This is a genomic window from Gordonia sp. LMA167, assembly GCF_058130025.1.
This window is the reverse complement of sequence record NZ_CM176708.1, coordinates 819,421-838,107: the sequence shown is the minus strand read 5'-3', so window position 1 is coordinate 838,107 and position 18,687 is coordinate 819,421. Positions and strand designations below refer to the sequence as shown.

The window sequence follows — 18,687 nt, the reverse complement described above, 5'->3', positions numbered from 1 at the left end:
AGATCACACTGGGCGCGGCCAAAGTTGCTCTAAACGGACGACCCTCACGAGGCGGTCACAAGGACCGTCCCTCGGTTGATTCGTCCGTTCCAAAGGTTGTGTTACACGTCACGTCCGGGAAGGCGTCGCAACGCCAGACGCCCGGCCTCACCTCTCTCGTCGGTTACCGACCCACGGACCCGCACGACGCTCCGGGGTCCGGGAAAATATCGCGCGGTCGATGGGTCGTGCTCGATTCCGAAGAATGATGAGCAAATTGCAACGAGAGTTGAGAAGGGATGGACAACTCTCGCGCAACTGTCCAGAGATCTCGGTGAGAGCCGAGCGGTCTGTCCCAATTGCCGTCAGGTTCACCAAAGGCTGGTGAGGAATCCGAGTGCGGTCTGGACGAAGCTGGCGAGAATGCCGAACAGATCCATTGCTGGTCACCTCCTCTCCGTTGTCAACGGCCGAAATCGGCCACGAGTAATACAGGGAGATAATTGCTTTCGCTGATCCATGGTTCATCTGGTGCGATGGTGATCGCCGGGTTCTGGACGATCGCTTGATCAGATTCTCGTTGGCGAGGAGAATTTCGTTACATCGGGCCGAAGCGTTCTCCGATGCGAATTCTCCGTCTCGCCGACTCTACTAAGCCGTCACACGAATGCGTTCGGAAATCGCATTGTTCGTCATTCGATTTCGCCGTACCTCCAAATGGCCTGATCGCAGAGCGTAAGTCCCGGAGAAAGCCACGAAATAACTGCAACCAGTGTTGTGAAAACCGCAGTTCCCACTGTGACCGCGTGGGACGTTTCGCCGGCGGCCGAGAAACTCGGGGCGGCATACTTGAACCTGAAGGCACCTTCAAGTAGCTTGATCGACACACCCTGACGTCGACGTTGAGTCGACAGCAGCCCGACACGGCAGAGGATGCGAGATGGAACTCGACGGCAAAGTGGCCATCGTGACCGGCGGCGGAGGCGGGATCGGTGCCGCGATCGGCGCCGGCCTCGTAGCCCGGGGCGCCCAAGTGGTGCTGACCGATCTGAACCCGGAGACAGTGGCGTCGACAGAGAAGGAAATCAACGAATCGGCACCCGGTTCGGTCGCCTCCATCGCCGGAGACGCGGCCTCGACCGAGCACATCGATGCGGCCATAGAATTGGCGGAATCCCGCTTCGGCCCCGTCGACCTCTACTTCGCCAACGCGGGGATCGGCGGCGCTCCGGGACTCTTCGCCACCGATGACGAGTGGTCTCAGGTCGTCGACGTCAATGTGATGGGCCACATTCGCGCCGCCCGGCGACTGGTGCCCGAATGGATCGACCGAGGCCACGGATATTTCGTGTCAACCGCATCAGCGGCCGGCCTGCTGACCCAGCTCGGGTCGGCAACCTATTCCGTCACCAAGCATGCCGCCGTCGGTTTCGCCGAGTGGCTCAATGTCACCTATGGGGACCGGGGCGTGCGGGTGAGCTGCCTGTGCCCGATGGGCGTCGACACCAAACTACTGCGGCCCGATGAGGCGCCCGACGATGACGAGGCCCTCCTCATGCAGCGGGCCGTGGAGACCGCGGGCCGGGTATTGACACCCGCCGAGGCCGCCGACACCGTGATCGAGGCGATCGGCGACGAACGATTCCTGATCCTGCCTCATCCGGAGGTCCTGGAGATGTATCGGCAGAAGGGTGCCGACTACGACCGGTGGCTGCGGGGGATGCGCAGATACCAGCAGGGCCTGATCGACACCGCCACCTCCTGAACCCAGACCGAGACACCTCAGCCAGCACCCAACCACAGGGAGACACCGATGGATCTCTTCACTCCGTCCGACCGCGCCGCGAAGTATCAAGCGCAGCTGCTCGAATTCATGGACGCGCACATCTATCCCAACGAGTCCGTGTACGCCCAGCAGATGCTCGAGTCCGACAATCCCCACGCGACGCCGCCGATCTTGCTGGAACTGAAAGCCAAGGCCAAGGAAGCCGGACTCTGGAATCTCTTCCATCCGCACCCCGAGTGGGGCCCCGGCCTGACCAACCTCGAATACGCTCCTCTCGCCGAGATCATGGGTCGGGTCGGATTCGCCTCCGAGTTGTTCAACTGCAACGCCCCTGACACCGGCAACATCGAGGTCTTCACACTCTTCGGCACCGACGAGCACAAGCAGAAGTACCTGCAGCCGCTGCTCGACGGCGAGATCGCCTCGGCCTTCGCCATGACCGAGCCGGATGTCGCCAGCTCCGATGCCACCAACGTCGAGCTGTCGATGGTCCGTGACGGCGACGAGTATGTGCTGAACGGGCGAAAGTGGTTTGCGTCCAACGTGATGCGTCCCGACTGCAAGGTCCTCATCGTGATGGGCAAAACCGATCCGGGTGCGCCGACGCACCGGCAGCAGTCGATGATGGTCGTGCCCACCGACGCACCCGGACTCACCATCGTGCGCAACCTGCCGGTGTTCGGCTACGTCGACCGAGAAGGCCACGGCGAGCTGGTGTTCGAGAACGTCCGCGTGCCCGCCACCGACGTCCTCAAGGGCGAGGGTGAAGGATTCGCGATCAGCCAGGCGCGTCTCGGGCCGGGTCGCATCCACCACTGCATGCGGACGATCGGTATCGCCGAGCGCGCACTGGAACTGATGTGTGCTCGCGCCACCCAGCGTGTCACCTTCGGCAAACCGATCGCCGAACGCGCCAACGTCCAGGATTGGATCGCCGAGGCGCGCATCGACATCGAGATGGTTCGGCTGCTGACCCTCAAGGCTGCTCACATGATGGACACCGTCGGCAACAAGGCGGCCGCGACCGAGATCGCCGCCATCAAGGTGGCCGCACCCAACATCGCACTGAAGATCATCGACCGGGCGATCCAGGTCCACGGCGGCGGCGGCGTCACCGACGATTTCCCGCTCGCCATGGCCTACGCCCACATCCGCACGCTGCGGCTGGCCGACGGTCCCGACGAAGTGCACAAGCGCGCCATCGCACGCCGGGAGCTGCGGCCCTACCGTGACGGCGCCGCCACCCCGGAGACCGTGGCCGGTGTCTCCGACCAGGCGCTTGTCTCGCGCTGAGCGGCGACGAGGTGCGGTGTGATGCCGGAAGATGCCGACGACTCGGGTAAGCCGCGTCCGCTCACCGCACGCGGAGAGCGGACGCGGGCAGCGCTGATCGTCGCCGCCCGTACCGTTTTCGAGCGGGACGGTTTCAACGCGGCACGCCTGACCGACATCACCGCTGAGGCCCGCTGCGCGACCGGATCGTTCTACACCTACTTCGAGAGCAAAGAGGACATCCTCGACGCGGTCCTCGCCGAAGCTCAGGAAGAAGTGCTGCACCCGGGCATGCCGCACGACGAACCGGCATCCGAGGATCCGATTGCCTCAATCGAAGCTGCCAATCGCGCGTATTTCATCGCATACCGGCGCAACGCGAAGCTGATGATGGTGCGCGACCAGGTGGCAGGCATCAGCCCGGAGTTCCGGGAGAAGCGTCGGCGACGTGGTCAGGTGTTCGTCGAACGAAACGCCAAACGCATCGGCGAGCTCCAGGCCGCCGGCCTCGCCGACCCGGAGCTCGACCCGATGCAGGCCTCCCGCGCCCTGTCCGGCATGGTGTCCCGAATGGCCTATCACAGCTTCGGTTTGGGCGCCGACGATGACCTCGACACCCTGGTGTTCACCGCAACCCGACTGTGGGCAAACGCGTTGGGGCTGCGTCGACCCTAGACCTCTGAGGTCCCTGACGAGCTTGCGAGCGCACCCCCCCGGTCCCCGCAGCGAGCTTGCGAGCGCACCCCTCCGGCCCCTGAGGAGCGAGCTGCGCGTTCCCCCGGTCCCTGAGGAGCGAGCTGCGCGTTCCCCCGTTCCCTGAGGAGCGAGCTTGCGAGCGCACCCCTCCGGCCCCTGAGGAGCGAGCTTGCGAGCGTCACGAAGGGCCCTTCGTGACGCATCCTCGCAAGCTCGGAGGCTCCTCAGGGATCGAGGTGGGTTGCTGTTGTTGCGCCGCTGTTGGATGCGTATGCGGCCTCGGTCCGTGAGGAGCGAGGGCGCGTTCCCGTGTCGGTCCATGAGGAGGAGTGAGCTTGCGAGCGCAACCCCACCGGTCCCTGAGGAGCGAGCTTGCGAGCGTCACGAAGGGCCCTTCGTGACGCATCCTCGCAAGCTCGGAGGCTCCTCAGGGATCGAGTAGGACCGCGATGCCTGTTTCTCACCTTCCTCAGGGCGCGAGTAGGACCGCGATGCCTGTTTCTCACCTTCCTCAGAGAGCGAGTAGGACCGCGATGCCTGTTTCTCACGTTCCTCAGGGAGCGGGTGGAGTCGCGACGTTAGTTGCTCGCGCTTTCAATGAGCCACGCCGCGCAAGGCGTCGCGGTCGATCGCCCGCTTGAGGATCTTGCCGGTGGCGCCCTTCGGCAGCTGGTCGACGAACTGCACGATCCGGGGCACCTTGTAGGCACTCAGTCGCTCTTTGGTCCAGTCCCGCAAGGCATCCGGCTCGATCGACACGCCCGGCCGGGCGGCGACGACCGCGGCGATCTCCTCGCCGTAATGGTCATCGGGAACCCCAACCACCGCGACCTCCACGATGTCGGGATGCTCGTACAGCACCTCCTCGACCTCGCGCGGGTACACGTTGTAGCCGCCTCGGATGATCAGATCCTTGGCCCGATCGACGATGCGGACGTTGCCTGCCGCGTCCATCGATCCGAGGTCGCCGGTCTTGAACCAGCCGTCGACCAGCTCGGCGGCGGTTGCGTCCGGACGGTTCCAGTAGCCCTTCATCACGGTCGGGCCCTGGATGAAGATCTCGCCCACCACGTCGGGGTCGACGGCCGCTCCCCCGGGATCGCGGATCTCCACCCGGGTGCCCGGGAGTGCCGGGCCGACCGTGCCGGCCACCGGAACACCGTGGAGATCGTGAAAGGTTGCCGCACCGGCGGTCTCGGTCAACCCGTATCCCTCCAGGATCTTGGCGCCGAACGTGGCCTCGAACGCCCGGATCACCTCGGCCGGCAGTGCTGCGCCGCCGGACCCGGCCAGGCGCAACGAGGCGAAATCGCTCGGCGCGTAACCGTCGGCCACCTGCAACATCGCGTTCCACATCGTCGGCACACCGCACGCGATGGTGATCTTCTCGTCGCGCAGCAAATCGAGAAACGCTGTGGGCGAGAACGGACTCGACAGGGACAGACTGCATCCCTGCGAGAGCGCCGAGTTCATGACTATCGCCTGCCCGAACACGTGGAACAGCGGCAGCGCAGTGGCCCACCGATCCTCCTCGGTCACCTCCATCAGCTGCCGGAACGCCACCGGGCAGGCGTTGATGTTGGCCACGGTGAGTTCGGCGCCCTTGGGACGCCCGGTGGTTCCCGAGGTGTACAGGATCACCGAGGTGTCATCGTCGGCACGGTCCACGTAGTCGGACACCGGCGCGTGGCCGTCGATGACGTCCGGGTACGGCGCGACCTCGACGAACGGCAGGCCCGCGGACTGCGCGCTCCGTCGGGCGTTGTCGGCGCACTCATGCCACGCGACGATCATGGATGTTCCCGAATCGTCGACGACATAGTCGATCTCGGGTGACGTCGACATCACGTTCATCGTGATCACCGTCGCGCCGAGCGTCTGCAGGGCGTAGTAGGTGATCACGAACTCGGCGATCGACGGAGCGATGAAGAGCACCCGGTCGCCGTGGTTCACGCCGCGACCGGCGAATCCGCCGGCCGCATGCGCGATGTGGTCACGCAGTGCGCCATAACTCAGTTGCCGCCCGCCACTGCGCAGCGCGGTGCGGTCCGGATGTTCATCGGCGGTGGTCCAGATCCCCGCCACGGTGTTGGCCATCGAACTCCTCCGGGTCACTCGAAGTAGCGGCGCGGGACGTCGACGAGCATGGTGTCGATGTCCTTGTCGCTGACACCGCGCTCACGCAGTGCCGGCAGGACGTCCTCGCTGATATGGCGGTAGTTCCATTTCGGGACCGCCTGCTTCTTCGCCTCGGGAGAGAACCAGTCGATGAAGCAGGCGGCATCGTGCGCCAGCGCCATGCGATCGGCATATCCCTTCTCGACCAACGCGACGACGGTGTTGATCCGATCCTCGAACGGCAGCAGCACATCCAGCCCGAACCGATCCATCCCGAGGATCGACCCGGCGTCGGCGAGCTTCATCAGGTAGTCGAGGTCGGTGCTGTCCCCCGAATGTCCGATCACCACCTTGGTCAGGTCGGCACCTTCCTCCGAAAGTACCTGCTGCGCAACGAGTCCCGACTGAGTGTGCGGATTGGTGTGCACGGTGATCGGCGCGCCGGTCTGCACGCTGGTCTGCCCGACCGCCCGCATCACACGCTCCACACCCGGCGTCAGACCCTGCTCCTCGATGGCACATTTGAGGAACGCGGCTTTCACACCGGTGTCGGCGACGCCCTCGGTGAGATCTCGGACGAAGAACGTCACCAACGGTTCCGGCACGTCGAACAGCAGGCCCGGGCCGGTGTAGTGGAACTGGAACGGGATGTCGTTGTAGGTGTAGACCCCGGTGGCCACCACGATGTTCAGGTCGATCTGCTCGGCGATCCGCTGGATGCGCGGTATGTAGCGACCCAGACCCAGCACGGTCGGATCCAGGATGGTGTCCATCCCGAGCTCCTTGAGTTCGCGCAGGTCCCGGACCGCCTCGGCGATCTTCTGCTCCTCGTCCCAGTCGTATTGGTAGTTCTCCCGGTATTCCTCCCCGAGCACGAAGACGTGCTCGTGAACCAGGACGTTGCCCAGATCGGCCGAGTCGACGGGTCCGGTGACGGTGTTGACGGTGCTCATGCGGCTCCTTTGCGCGTACGAGACTCCAGTGTGGCCTGGATCACTTCCTCGGCCGACTGTATTTGAGGCTGATTTCAACTTCAAGTGGCGACGAACGGACCCGGATCAACCGGGCGTGCATCATGGACGCATGGCGACCCCCCAACCTGTCGGCACAACGGAGCCCGGCTCGGACCGGCGTGAGAACGTCCTCCTCATCCATTGGCACGACCTGGGCCGGCACCTCTCGTGTTACGGGATCGACGGCGTGGCCAGCCCGAATCTCGACGCACTCGCGGCGAACGGCATCCTGCTGACCGATGCTCATGCGACGGCACCGTTGTGTTCCCCGGCCCGCGGGTCGGTGTTCACCGGCCGCTATCCACACCGCAACGGCCTGGTCGGCTTGGCGCATCACGGGTTCGAATACCTCAGCGATGTCCGCACATTGCCCGCGCTGCTGTCGGAGGCGGGCTACCGGACTGTGCTGTTCGGCATGCAGCACGAGAGCGCGGACCCCACCACGATCGGATTCGAAACCGTCGACGTCACGGACTCCCTGTGCGACTACGTCGTGCTCCGATCAGAGGAATGGCTCCGCGAGCACGTCGAATCCTCCGACGATCGTCCCTTCCTGCTGACGGCCGGATTCTTCGAGACCCATCGCCCCTATCCGCCTGAGCAGTATGAGCACGCCGATCCCGCGTCGGTGACGGTGCCGTCGTTCCTACCCGACACCGACGACGTCCGCGACGACCTCGCGGGCCTTGCCGGCAGCATCACCCAGGCCGACGCGGCGGTCGGCAGGCTCCTGCACACGGTCGCCGAACTCGGACTCGACGAGACCACCTGGATCGTCTTCTTCACCGATCACGGGCTGGCCTTCCCACGGGCGAAATCCACTCTCTACGCGGAGGGTACGGGTATCGCCTTCATGATTCGGCCGCCGACACGGCGGGGCGTGACGCCGCACCACTACGACGACCTGTTCTCCGGCGTCGACCTCGCTCCGACCCTCCTGGATCTGCTGTCGATCCCCACGCCGGACGGCATCGACGGGACATCGCACGCGACGCAGCTGCTCGCCGGCGGCGAGAATCCGGTTCGCACAGCGGTGTTCACCGAGAAGACCTACCACGATGCCTTCGATCCCATCCGGGCGGTGCGGACCAAGGAGTACAGCTACATCGAGAATTACGCCGACCGATCGGAATTGCTGCTGCCCCTTGACATCGCCGACAGTCTGTCGGCGAGGTCACTCGACACGGCGACGATCGGGCGGCCTCGGCCGCGACACGAACTCTACGATCTCCGTTTCGATCCGGATGAGCGAAACAATCTCGCCGACGATCCGGACTACACGGAGGTCCGTCGCGTGCTGCGGCGGTTGCTCGATGACTGGCGGACGTCGACCTCCGACGTGATCCCTGACGAGCACGAAGGCACTGCGGTGGCCGAGCGGTTCATGGCCGAGTTCCACGCGAAAGCCGCCGAGACGTCGTCCGACGAGGAGAAGCTGCCCTCGCGCAGACCGCGCGGATCGGGGCGCGAGCTCCATGGCGAGATCACGTCGCCCGCCGGCCGGGGCGACGGCTGATCGGCCCACAGCACATCGCCCCGAGGATGTAAAGAGTTACGTGCTGGTTGACCGTAAAAGCCCAGGTTGCAAGGGTTTTCCGCGCCGCTAGACTGATCCGCGTGTCCGACATCCCGAACTATCTCGTGTGCGCGAGCCAGCGCAGCGGCAGCACGCTGTTGGTGGAGTCGCTGGCCGCATCCGGTGTCGCGGGCAAGCCGCAGGAGTTCTTCCAGTACTTCGCGAGCTCGTCGCTGGCGCCGCAGCCGCGGGAATGGTTCGCCGGTGTCACCGACCCGGCGATCCTGGATCGGCTCGCTCCGCTGGACCGCGGCGTCATCGACGATCGGGACTGGGACCAATGGAAGGCTGATGTCCTCGATCAGGGGCGCTCCCCCAACGGCGTCTGGGGTGGCAAGCTCATGTGGAACCAGACCCCGCTGCTCATCGCGCGGTCCCGCGTCGGATCAGGCTCGCTGCGTACCGCGATCCGCTCACTCTTTGGCGGAACCGATCCCGTCTACGTGTACGTCTACCGTGAAGATGTTGTGCCACAAGCAGTGTCGATGTGGCGTGCGGTGCAGACGCGGATCTGGCGCGACGAGGACGGGCGGCACTCGGCAGGTGAGGACGGCGCGGTCTATCACGCCGGGGCGATCGCGCACCTCGCCGGGCTCCTCCTCGAACAGGATCGACACTGGCGCCGGTGGTTCGAGTCCGAGCGGATCACACCGATCCCGATAGGTTTCACCGAGCTGACCCAGGCTCCCACCCGTACCACCGCACGTGTTCTGGCGGCGATCGGACAGGACCCAGACCTCGCACCGCCACCTCCACTCAAACCGCAGTCCAACGAGCGTTCCCAGGAATGGGCGCATCGTTACCGCCAGGATGCCGCACAGAACGGATACCCATTATGACTGCAGAGCCGGAGCTGATCGCCCCGCAATTCGATGACCCGCGTACGGAGGGCGACATCGAACACGTTGCTGCGCTGCGTGTTCTGGAATCCGAGGCGGTCCATATCATCCGCGAGGTGGTCGCCGAACTGGAACGGCCGGTGCTGTTGTTCTCTGGCGGTAAGGATTCGATCGTCCTGCTCCGTCTGGCGGAGAAGGCATTTCGGCCGCATCCTCTGCCGTTCCCGATTCTCCATGTCGACACCGGCCACAACTTCGACGAGGTCATCGATTTCCGGGACCGGCGCGTGGAACCGACCCCGGACAACCCGGCCGGCATCAAGCTGATCGTGGCGTCGGTGCAGGAATCGATCGACGCCGGTCGCGTCGCCGAGACGACAGATCCGTCGGGATCCCGCAATCGCCTGCAGACACGCACGCTTCTGGATGCGTTGGAGGCAGGCGGCTTCGACGCCGCGTTCGGCGGCGCACGACGCGACGAGGATCGCGCACGCGCCAAGGAACGTGTGTTCAGCTTCCGGGACGAATTCGGCCAATGGGATCCGAGATCGCAACGCCCCGAACCATGGTCGATCTACAACGGCCGCATCCGACGTGGGGAGTCGGTGCGCGTCTTTCCATTGTCGAACTGGACCGAGGTCGACATCTGGCGCTACATCGAACTGGAGAGCCTCGATCTGCCGTCCATCTACTACGCCAGTGAACGGCAGGTGTTCGATCGCGACGGCATCCTGCTCGCCGTCTCGCCCTACAGCCGACCACGGGACGGCGAGAGCCCACACAGCGAGTGGGTGCGCTACCGCACGGTCGGCGACCTCACCATCACCGGTGCCGTCCGCTCCCGCGCCACCACCATCCCCGAGATCATCGCCGAGATCTCCGACGCGACGGTGTCGGAACGCGGCGAGACCCGTGCCGATGACCGTACGTCGTCGGCCGCCATGGAGGACCGCAAGCGCGAGGGGTACTTCTGATGAGCACCAGAACAATCGGGGACCGCCCGGACGCTGCCGACCAGTCGCGTCGGCGCCAGATCCTGCGCATGGCCACGGCAGGCAGCGTCGATGACGGCAAATCCACGTTGATCGGCCGTCTGTTGCACGACACGGGCAGCCTACCCACCGACCACATCGACGCCGTGACGGACGAGGACGGTGTCGCCGACCTCGCAGCCCTGTCCGACGGATTGCGCGCCGAACGCGAACAGGGCATAACGATCGACGTCGCCTATCGATTCTTCTCGACCGCACGGCGCAACTACGTCCTGGCCGACACCCCGGGGCATGAGCGCTACACCCGCAACACCTTCACCGGTACCTCCAACGCGCACGTCGCGGTGCTGCTGGTCGACGCGCGCAACGGGTTACAGGTCCAGACACGTCGACACGCCCGCATCGCCGGTGTGGTCGGGGTACCGCACGTGATCGCGGCGGTCAACAAGATCGATCTGGTCGACTACTCCGCGGAACGATTCGCCGAGATCGAGGCCGACCTGACCGATCTCGCAACACAGGTCGGCATCGAACGCATTCTGGCCATTCCCGTCGCCGCCAAGGATGGCGACAACGTGGTGCACCGGTCGGTGAACACGCCCTGGTACACCGGTCCCACCCTGCTGGAGCATCTGGAGGGTATCGAGCTCGTCGCTCCGTCGCCGACGACCGATGAGCTTCGCTTTCCCGTCCAATGGGTTTCGCGTCCCACGGACGTTCATCGCCGACGCTACTACGGACGACTCGCGTCGGGGCGCCTGCAGGTGGGCGACGAGGTGACTGTCCTACCGTCGGGCAACAACAGTGTTGTCACCGCCGTGGACACCCTCGACGACGAACGCGCAGTCGCGGTTGCGCCGTTGTCCATCTCGATCGAACTGGCTGACGAGATCGACATCGGTCGTGGCGACATCATCGTCAGCGCCGCGACCACAGCTCACCGTCCGGTGCCGGCCCGTGAGCTCGACGCGACCGTGTGCTGGTTGTCGGAATCGCCTCTGCGTGCCGGAGATCGGGTCGCTCTGAAGCACGGCGCGGCGTCGGTGCGCGCGACGGTCCAGTCCTTGGAGCGACGTCTCGACCCGGAGACCCTCATCGAGCAAGTCGGTCCGAGTTCATTGGCTCTCAACGACATCGGGGTCATCACGCTGCGCACCTCCTCGGTCGTCGTAGCCGATCGCTATTTCGAGAACCGTGACACCGGTGCATTCATCCTCATCGACGAGTCCTCCAACGACAGCGTCGGGGCGGGCACGATCACCGAAGCCCGGGAGGTGATTCCGGGCAAAGCGACTCGTAACGACATCAAGTGGCATCCGAGCTCGCTGGGCCGACCCGAGCGATGGCAGAAGACCGGCCAACGCGGCGCGACCGTCTGGCTCACCGGACTGCCCGCGTCAGGGAAGTCGACGGTCGCCGTCGCCCTCGAACGTGCGATCGTGGGCCGCGGCCGGGTTGCCTACCTCATCGACGGCGACAACATTCGACACGGTATCTCCGACGACCTCGGATTCTCGCCCGGCGACCGCGCCGAGAACGTTCGTCGTGTCGGCCACCTCGCCAGACTGTTCGCCGACGCCGGCGTGGTGTCCATCGCCTCGATGGTGTCCCCGTTGCGATCCGATCGCGAGATCGCGCGCGAGCTCCACCGGGCCGCCGATCTGGAGTTCATCGAGATCCACGTCAGCACCCCGGTCGCCGAATGTGAGCGCCGAGATCCCAAGGGGCTGTATGAACGCGCGCGGCGCGGTCAGCTCATAGGGCTCACCGGGGTGGACGCACCGTACGAGAAGCCGACGAGCCCGGACCAGCGGTTCGACACGACCGGGGAGGACATCGAGGAACTCGCCGGGCGCGTGGTTGCGGTCCTGACCGAACGGGGCATTCTCGATCATTGAGCGAGTCGTCGACCGCACCGATCGGGAGGTCTCCTTTGTCCTCGGAGCACAATCACCCCATCGAACTCTGGCCCGCCAGACCGTTTCACCTGCACCGCAGCGCCCATAGTGTCGTAGCTCACAGCCAGCTACGACGAAAGGGCACCGACCGTGACCGTTTCCTATTTCGCCTGGGACCTCGCGCATCGGGGGTCGGCTCCCTGCGTCCGCGACGACTCCTGTGAGCTGACCTATGCCGAGTTCGCACACCGGGTGGATGCGTGTGCGCAACAGCTGCAGACCCTCGGGGTCGGGCGCGGCGACGTGGTGGCGACCTTCCTGCCCAATCGTGCCGAACTGCTCATCACACTGATGGCCGCGTGGCGGCTGGGGGCCATCGCCACACCGGTCAATCCGGCGTTCACCCCCGACGAGGCGGAGTATCAGCTCGGGGATGCCCGAGCACGCGTCGTGGTCGGCGAGACCGCCGGCGGGACCGATCCCGACCGCATCTTCGTGCACGTCGACGAGCTGAGGGCCCAGCCGTCCGACGCATGGGTGCCACCGAGCACGCCGGCGGCCGGCGATGACGCCCTGCTCATCTACACCTCCGGCTCCACCGGCCGGCCCAAGGGTGTGCGGCTCTCGCACGCGAACCTGGACTACATGGGCTCGGCGATGGTGGCGCACTGCGCACTCACCTCCGCCGACCATGCACTACTGGTCCTCCCGCTCTTCCACGTCAACGCCATCTGCGTCAGCTTTCTCGCGCCGATCCTGGCCGGCGGACAGCTCTCGATCACCGGAAAGTTCTCCGCCTCCCGATTCTTCGACGACGTCGCGCGGTTGCGCCCCACCTTCTTCTCGGCCGTGCCCACCATCTACGCGCTGCTGGTGTCGCACCCGGACCTCGACACAGAGGCGTTGGCATCCCTGCGCTTCGCGATCTGCGGCGCAGCACCCATCTCCGCCGAACTCCTCGACCGCACCGAACAGGCCTTCGGCATACCGATCGTCGAAGGGTACGGCCTGACCGAGGGCACCTGCGCGTCGGCCTGCAACCCGGTCGATGGCGTCCGCAAGCTCGGCACCGTCGGACCCGCGTTGCCCGGTCAGCGCATCTCGATCATCGGACCCGACGGCCGCGACGTCGCTGCCGGACAAACCGGCGAAGTGGTGATCAGTGGGCCGAATGTCATGCAGGGCTACCTGAATCGCCCCGACGCCACCGCCACCACCGTCGTCGACGGCCGTCTGCACACCGGTGACGTCGGACGCCTGGACACCGATGGCTACCTCACGCTGGTGGACCGGATCAAGGACATGATCATCCGCGGCGGGGAGAACATCTACCCCAAGGAGATCGAGAACGCACTCGCCGGTCATCCCGCGGTGCTCGAGTGTGCCGTCGTCGGGGCGCCGGACGAACTGTACGGGGAGGTCCCGGTGGCCTTCGTCGTCGCCTACCCCGATCAGCCAGTCACCGCCGACGATCTCGGCGCCCACCTCAACCGACTGCTGGCAAAGGTCAAGCAGCCGAGCCAGATCCACGTCGTCGACACCCTGCCACGCAATCCCGTGGGCAAGATCGACAAGCCGGCCCTGCGCACCGAAGTGCGCACTCAGATTCGCGCGGATCTCGATACGGCCCTCGCCTAGCGGCTCGGACCTACTCGATCAGCGGGAGACTCCGGCCGGCGCTGCCCCCGCTGGTCGAGTAGCCACGTGCGAGCTTGCGAGCCCATGGCGTATCGAGACCCACCACCACCGACGTCCCCCTCGGTCCCTGAGGAGCGAGCTTGCGACGTTCCCCCTCGGTCCCTGAGGAGCGAGCTTGCGACGTTTCCCCTCGGTCCCTGAGGAGCGAGCTTGCGAGCGTCACGAAGGGCGTATCGAGACCACCGCACCCGACCCCCACAACCCAACCCCCGAAACCGCACCCCAACCCGAAGGAGCACCACCATGGGCTTCACCCAACCCGACTTCCCACCCGTCGACCCCGACACCTTCCTCGACAAACCGTTCCTCGAACGGCTCCGTGTGCTCGGCCGCCACTGGGCCGAATACGGCTTCGGCACACCGAAAATGGTGCACGTCATCTACTTGGTCAAGGTGTTCGTGTTCTATGCCGGCGTCGGCATCACGCTCGCCACCCTCACGTCCGGGCTGAACCCGCTGCATGTCACCGACTGGTGGAATCAGCCCATCGTCTACCAGAAGGCGATCCTGTGGACCGTGCTCGTCGAGATCCTCGGCATCGGCGGCTCCTGGGGACCGCTTGCCGGCCATTTCAAACCGATGACCGGAGGGTTCCTGTACTGGTTGCGACCCAACACCATTCGGCTCCCACCGTGGCCGGGAAAGGTGCCCCTCACCAAAGGTGACACCCGCACATCGGGCGACGTCGCGATCTACGCCCTGATTCTGGTCAACCTGGTCGTGGCCATCGTGCTGCCCGGCGTCACCTCGTCGTCGCTGGATTCGGTCGTCCCCGACAACCAGGGCATGGTCAACCCCGCGCTGATGTATCCGCTCATCGCATTGCTCGTCGTCATCGGGCTGCGTGACAAGGTCATCTTCATCGCGGCACGATCCGAGCAATATCTGCCCGCCATCGTCTTCTTCGGTTTCCTGCCGTTCGTCGACATGATCGTCGCGCTGAAGCTGCTCATCGTCACCGTGTGGGTCGGCGCCGGTATCTCCAAGCTCGGCCACCACTTCTCGATGGTGATCCCGCCCATGCTGTCGAACACACCGTGGATGCCGAGCAAGGCGATCAAGCGGGCGCACTACCGCAACTTCCCCGAGGACATGCGACCGTCAAAAGTGGCCGGTGGCATCGGTCATGTGCTCGGCACACTGGTCGAGGTCATCACCCCGCTCGTGCTGCTGTTCTCCGCCAACAAGTGGCTGACTCTTGCGGCAGTGGTGCTGATGGTGTGCTTCCACCTGTTCATCCTCTCGACGTTCCCGTTGGCCGTTCCGCTGGAGTGGAACCTGCTGTTCGCCTACGCCGCGATCTTCCTGTTCTGGGGCTTCCCGAACTGGAACGGCTACGGCCTCACCGACACGACCATGCCGTGGGTGATGGTGGCGATTGCCGCGGGGCTCTGCTTTTTCCCGGTGTTGGGCAACCTGAGGCCCGATCTCGTGTCGTTCCTGCCGTCGATGCGCCAGTACGCCGGCAACTGGGCGTCGGCCACCTGGGCATTCGCGCCCGGTGCCGAGGACAAGCTCGACAAGTATGTCGTCCGGTCCGCGAAGAACACCCGCACCCAGCTGCTGGCGTCGTATCCGCCCGAGGTCGCCGACGTCGTGATGCACCAGATGCTGGCGTGGCGGTCCATGCACAGCCAGGGCCGGGCATTGTTCTCGCTGATGCTGCGTCACCTCGGCGACGACATCGACACCTACACGCTGCGCGAAGCCGAGTTCAGCTGTAACTCACTGGTGGCATTCAACTTCGGTGACGGACACCTGCACGACGAGAAGCTGATCGCCGCCCTGCAACGGCGCTGCAATTTCGCCCCCGGCGAGTTCACCATCGCCTGGATCGAATCCCAGCCGATCCACAAGGGTACGCAGCGATACAAGGTCATCGACGCGGCGCTCGGTGTCATCGAGACCGGCACCTACCGGGTTACCGACGCCATCAACGAGCAGCCCTGGCTCCCGAACGGTCCCATCCCGTTCGAGGTCGATTGGACGCTGGACGTTGACGCACACCGCGCACTCACGGATCCTGAGATCGTGTCCGAGCCACAGATGCGATCCAACGACGGCGCGCCGACCGCCCGCAAGCAGGTGCAGCAGTGACGACAGCAGTCGTTGTCGGCGGCGGGCCCAACGGGCTCGCCGCCGCCCTGCACCTCGCCCGTAACGGCGTCGACGTGCAGGTGCTCGAAGCGGCCGACACCGTCGGCGGCGGCGCCCGCTCCGGTGAGCTGACGGTCCCCGGTGTGATTCACGATTACTGCTCGGCGTTTCACCCGATGGCCGTCGGCTCCCCGTTCTGGGCCGACATCGGACTCGAGAAGCACGGGCTCCGATGGAGATGGCCGGAGATCGATTGCGCGCACCCCCTCGACACGGGTGACGTCGGCGTACTGCGCCGCTCGCTCGCCGAGACCGCCGACGGTCTCGGCGACGACTCCCGTCGCTGGCGGCTCGCGCTGGGTGATCTGGTGAAAGGATTCGACGATCTCGGCGGCGACCTGCTGCGGCCGATCGTCAACATCCCGCGACATCCGATCAAGCTGGCGGCCTTCGGCCCGCGTGCGCTGCTCCCCGCCTCCGTGATGGCCCGCTTCTTCCGCACCGACACCGCTCGCGCACTGTTCGGCGGGGTGGCCGCGCACGCGTTCACCCGCCTCGACCGTCCATTGTCGGCGTCCCTCGGGCTGATGATCCTGGCGGCGGGACACCGCTACGGATGGCCCGTCGCCCAGGGCGGTTCCGGCGCCATCACCGCGGCGGCGGCATCGGCCCTCGGCGAGCTCGGTGGCAAGATCGAGACGGGCGTACGGATCAGCAACCGTTCGCAGATCCCCGATGCAGACCTGGTGATGCTGGATCTGTCTGCCGCGCAGGTTCTCTCGCTGTACGGAGACCAGATGCCGGCTCGGATCCGAAGGTCATACCAGCGCTACCGGACCGGTTCGTCGGCATTCAAGGTGGATTTCGCGATCGACGGCGACATCGGTTGGCGCAATCCGGAATGTGCCGCCGCCGGTACCGTCCACCTGGGCGGGGACTATGCGGAGATCGCGCGCACCGAACGGCAACGTGCGACCGGGGTGATGGCCGACCGACCATTCGTCCTCGTCGGTCAGCAGTACCTCGCCGATCCGACGCGAAGCAACGGGTCGATCAACCCGATCTGGTCGTATGCGCATGTGCCCGCTGGCTATTCAGGTGACGCAACGGAGGCGGTGATCGCGCAGATCGAGCGTTTCGCCCCGGGGTTCCGTGACCAGATCGTGGCCACGCACAGCACCAGCACCGAGCAACTCCATGGGTACAACGCCAATTATGTCGGCGGCGACATCATCGGTGGTGCCAATGATGGACTGCAGATGATCCTGCGACCTCGGGCGGCGATCGACCCGTATGCGACCGGCGTCGACGGCGTCTATCTGTGCTCCCAGTCCGCGCCTCCGGGTGCGGGCATCCACGGTCTCTGTGGCTACCATGCGGCATCGTCGGCACTGCGCTCGCTCGATGCGTCCCAGAGGTGAATGATGACGTCGCCGCTGGCACCGGAACTCGCGTCGGCGGTCACGGCGGTCGCCAAGCGCCTGCGGGAGAGCGAGCCGGCGCTCGTCGCCGAACTGTCGGACATGATGAAACGCGAGATCGATCAACTCGACTCCGACCCCAAGCTGGTGGAACTGCTCGAGGCGAGTGTGCACGGCAACGTGTCGACGATCATCCACGTGCTGGCCAACGGGATTCCAGTCGATCACCTGCAACCCACCACCGCCGCCGTCGAGTACGCGCTGCGCCTGGCCCAGCGCGACGTGTCATCCAACTCGTTGATGCGCGCATATCTGTTGGGGCAGAACAGCATGACGCTGCACTGTCTGCGGCTGGTGCAGGAGCTCGGGCTGTCGTCGGACGACACCGTGACGGTGGCCCGGCACATCTCCGACATCCTCTTCGGCTACATCGAGTGGATCACCCAGTACGTCTTTCAGGCCTACGAGAACGAGCGGCGCCGATGGTTGGGCGCCGAGGGCAACGTGTTGTCGTCGACGGTCCACCAGCTGCTCGACGGTGCCGACCCGGAAGGACGTGCGTTCGAACAGGAGACCGGATATCGTCTGCAACGCAACCACATCGCGATGATCCTCTGGGAAACCCAGGGTGATGCGCGTGGCCTGAGCACGCTGGACCGGGCGGGCCGCGACCTGGCGGCGAAGCTGCTCTCCGACGGACCGCCGCTCGTCACCGCGATCGATCGGTCCACGGTGTGGGTCTGGATTCCGCTGCGGGACACGACGAGCGTCATCGAGTCCGAGTACGTGGCGCAGCGGGCCGATCTGCCCGCGGGAGTCCATGTCGCGCTGGGGCTGCCCGGGACCGGCCTGACCGGATTTCGTCGATCGCACGAGCAGGCGGTGGCCGCGTATTCGGTGGCGACGATGCCGGACAGTTCGTCCGCGCGCGTGCTCGGCTTCGGTGACCGAGGGGTCGCCGTGGTGTCGCTGCTGGCCCAAGACCTGGACTCCACCCGATCCTGGGTCCGCGAGGTACTCGGCGACCTCGCCGATGACACCGAGAACGCCGCCATGCTCCGCGAGACCCTGTCGGTGTATTTCGCCACCCGGGAAAGCCATCTGCACACCGCCGAACAGCTCAACCTGCACCGCAACACGGTGAAGTACCGGGTCGGCAAGGCCTTGGGCGCGACCTCGCCGAATCGCGATCGGATGGACCTTGCACTGGCCCTGACCGTCTGCGAATTCCTCGGGCCCGCCGTGCTCGGTCCGCGGCACTGACCACAACCCGATCCGCTTCATACCCATCCATTGCTCGAA

At 65.5% G+C, this 18,687-nt stretch carries 13 protein-coding genes; 11 read left to right on the top strand and 2 right to left on the bottom strand.

All coding sequences use genetic code 11. The features are described 5' to 3' along the window. The first annotated feature begins 919 nt into the window (after nt 1-919). The 3 genes from ACVT6V_RS03775 to ACVT6V_RS03765 are packed head-to-tail and all read left to right on the top strand — an operon-like array spanning nt 920 to nt 3,712. A complete protein-coding gene (locus ACVT6V_RS03775) occupies nt 920-1,744 on the top strand; it encodes an SDR family oxidoreductase (protein WP_489898479.1) in 825 nt (274 codons plus the stop codon). A gap of 48 nt (nt 1,745-1,792) precedes the next feature. Continuing rightward, nucleotides 1,793-3,058, top strand: coding sequence for an acyl-CoA dehydrogenase family protein (locus ACVT6V_RS03770; RefSeq protein ID WP_489898478.1), 1,266 nt, complete (start codon nt 1,793-1,795; stop codon nt 3,056-3,058). Nucleotides 3,059-3,079: 21 nt separating this feature from the next. Further along, on the top strand, nt 3,080-3,712 hold the full coding sequence (locus tag ACVT6V_RS03765; protein ID WP_489898477.1) for a TetR/AcrR family transcriptional regulator: 633 nt from the start codon (nt 3,080-3,082) through the stop codon (nt 3,710-3,712). A 615-nt stretch (nt 3,713-4,327) separates the two neighbouring features. Here the strand turns inward: ACVT6V_RS03765 and ACVT6V_RS03760 are convergent. Together ACVT6V_RS03760 and ACVT6V_RS03755 are read right to left on the bottom strand one after the other, a co-directional pair. Then, nucleotides 4,328-5,830 carry an AMP-binding protein gene (locus tag ACVT6V_RS03760; protein ID WP_489898476.1) on the bottom strand — a complete coding sequence of 501 codons (1,503 nt, stop codon included), beginning with the start codon at nt 5,828-5,830 and terminating at the stop codon, nt 4,328-4,330. A gap of 14 nt (nt 5,831-5,844) precedes the next feature. Beyond that, the gene (locus tag ACVT6V_RS03755; protein ID WP_489898475.1) at nt 5,845-6,804 is read right to left on the bottom strand and encodes a phosphotriesterase family protein; all 960 of its coding nucleotides are present in this window, start codon (nt 6,802-6,804) and stop codon (nt 5,845-5,847) included. Between the two features lie 130 nt (nt 6,805-6,934). Here ACVT6V_RS03755 and ACVT6V_RS03750 point away from each other — a divergent pair, with 130 nt between their 5' ends. The 8 genes from ACVT6V_RS03750 (at nt 6,935) to ACVT6V_RS03715 (ending at nt 18,648) form a co-directional block, all read left to right on the top strand. Further along, a complete protein-coding gene (locus ACVT6V_RS03750) occupies nt 6,935-8,380 on the top strand; it encodes a sulfatase family protein (protein WP_489898474.1) in 1,446 nt (481 codons plus the stop codon). 101 nt (nt 8,381-8,481) lie between these two features. Beyond that, entirely contained in the window at nt 8,482-9,279 is a 798-nt protein-coding gene (gene stf0 / locus ACVT6V_RS03745) for a trehalose 2-sulfotransferase (RefSeq protein WP_489898473.1), read from the top strand. Continuing rightward, nucleotides 9,276-10,253, top strand: a complete 978-nt coding sequence (gene cysD, locus ACVT6V_RS03740; protein ID WP_489898472.1) for a sulfate adenylyltransferase subunit CysD — start codon at nt 9,276-9,278, stop codon at nt 10,251-10,253. The genes stf0 and cysD overlap by 4 nt, the downstream gene beginning before the upstream one ends. Then, complete coding sequence (gene cysC / locus ACVT6V_RS03735) at nt 10,253-12,169, top strand: adenylyl-sulfate kinase (RefSeq protein WP_489898471.1); 1,917 nt, start codon at nt 10,253-10,255, stop codon at nt 12,167-12,169. Before cysD ends, cysC begins: the two co-directional genes overlap by 1 nt. Nucleotides 12,170-12,319: 150 nt before the next feature. Beyond that, nucleotides 12,320-13,807: a class I adenylate-forming enzyme family protein gene (locus ACVT6V_RS03730; RefSeq protein WP_489898470.1), complete on the top strand. Its 1,488-nt coding sequence runs from the start codon at nt 12,320-12,322 to the stop codon at nt 13,805-13,807. Between the two features lie 303 nt (nt 13,808-14,110). Then, a complete protein-coding gene (locus tag ACVT6V_RS03725; RefSeq protein WP_489898469.1) occupies nt 14,111-15,964 on the top strand; it encodes a DUF3556 domain-containing protein in 1,854 nt (617 codons plus the stop codon). Then, nucleotides 15,961-17,385, top strand: a complete 1,425-nt coding sequence (locus ACVT6V_RS03720) for a phytoene desaturase family protein (RefSeq protein ID WP_489898468.1) — start codon at nt 15,961-15,963, stop codon at nt 17,383-17,385. Before ACVT6V_RS03725 ends, ACVT6V_RS03720 begins: the two co-directional genes overlap by 4 nt. Before the next feature lie 3 nt (nt 17,386-17,388). Next, the gene (locus ACVT6V_RS03715) at nt 17,389-18,648 is read left to right on the top strand and encodes a PucR family transcriptional regulator (protein ID WP_489898467.1); all 1,260 of its coding nucleotides are present in this window, start codon (nt 17,389-17,391) and stop codon (nt 18,646-18,648) included. The last annotated feature ends 39 nt before the right edge of the window (nt 18,649-18,687 follow it).

Excerpts from the sequence above, each read along its gene's own strand:
- ACVT6V_RS03775 (WP_489898479.1), top strand. The coding sequence starts at position 920 with ATGGAACTCGACGGCAAAGTGGCCATCGTGACCGGCGGCGGAGGCGGG.
- ACVT6V_RS03770 (WP_489898478.1), top strand. The coding sequence starts at position 1,793 with ATGGATCTCTTCACTCCGTCCGACCGCGCCGCGAAGTATCAAGCGCAG.
- ACVT6V_RS03765 (WP_489898477.1), top strand. The coding sequence starts at position 3,080 with ATGCCGGAAGATGCCGACGACTCGGGTAAGCCGCGTCCGCTCACCGCA.
- ACVT6V_RS03760 (WP_489898476.1), bottom strand. The coding sequence starts at position 5,830 with ATGGCCAACACCGTGGCGGGGATCTGGACCACCGCCGATGAACATCCG.
- ACVT6V_RS03755 (WP_489898475.1), bottom strand. The coding sequence starts at position 6,804 with ATGAGCACCGTCAACACCGTCACCGGACCCGTCGACTCGGCCGATCTG.
- ACVT6V_RS03750 (WP_489898474.1), top strand. The coding sequence starts at position 6,935 with ATGGCGACCCCCCAACCTGTCGGCACAACGGAGCCCGGCTCGGACCGG.
- cysD (WP_489898472.1), top strand. The coding sequence starts at position 9,276 with ATGACTGCAGAGCCGGAGCTGATCGCCCCGCAATTCGATGACCCGCGT.
- cysC (WP_489898471.1), top strand. The coding sequence starts at position 10,253 with ATGAGCACCAGAACAATCGGGGACCGCCCGGACGCTGCCGACCAGTCG.
- ACVT6V_RS03725 (WP_489898469.1), top strand. The coding sequence starts at position 14,111 with ATGGGCTTCACCCAACCCGACTTCCCACCCGTCGACCCCGACACCTTC.
- ACVT6V_RS03715 (WP_489898467.1), top strand. The coding sequence starts at position 17,389 with ATGACGTCGCCGCTGGCACCGGAACTCGCGTCGGCGGTCACGGCGGTC.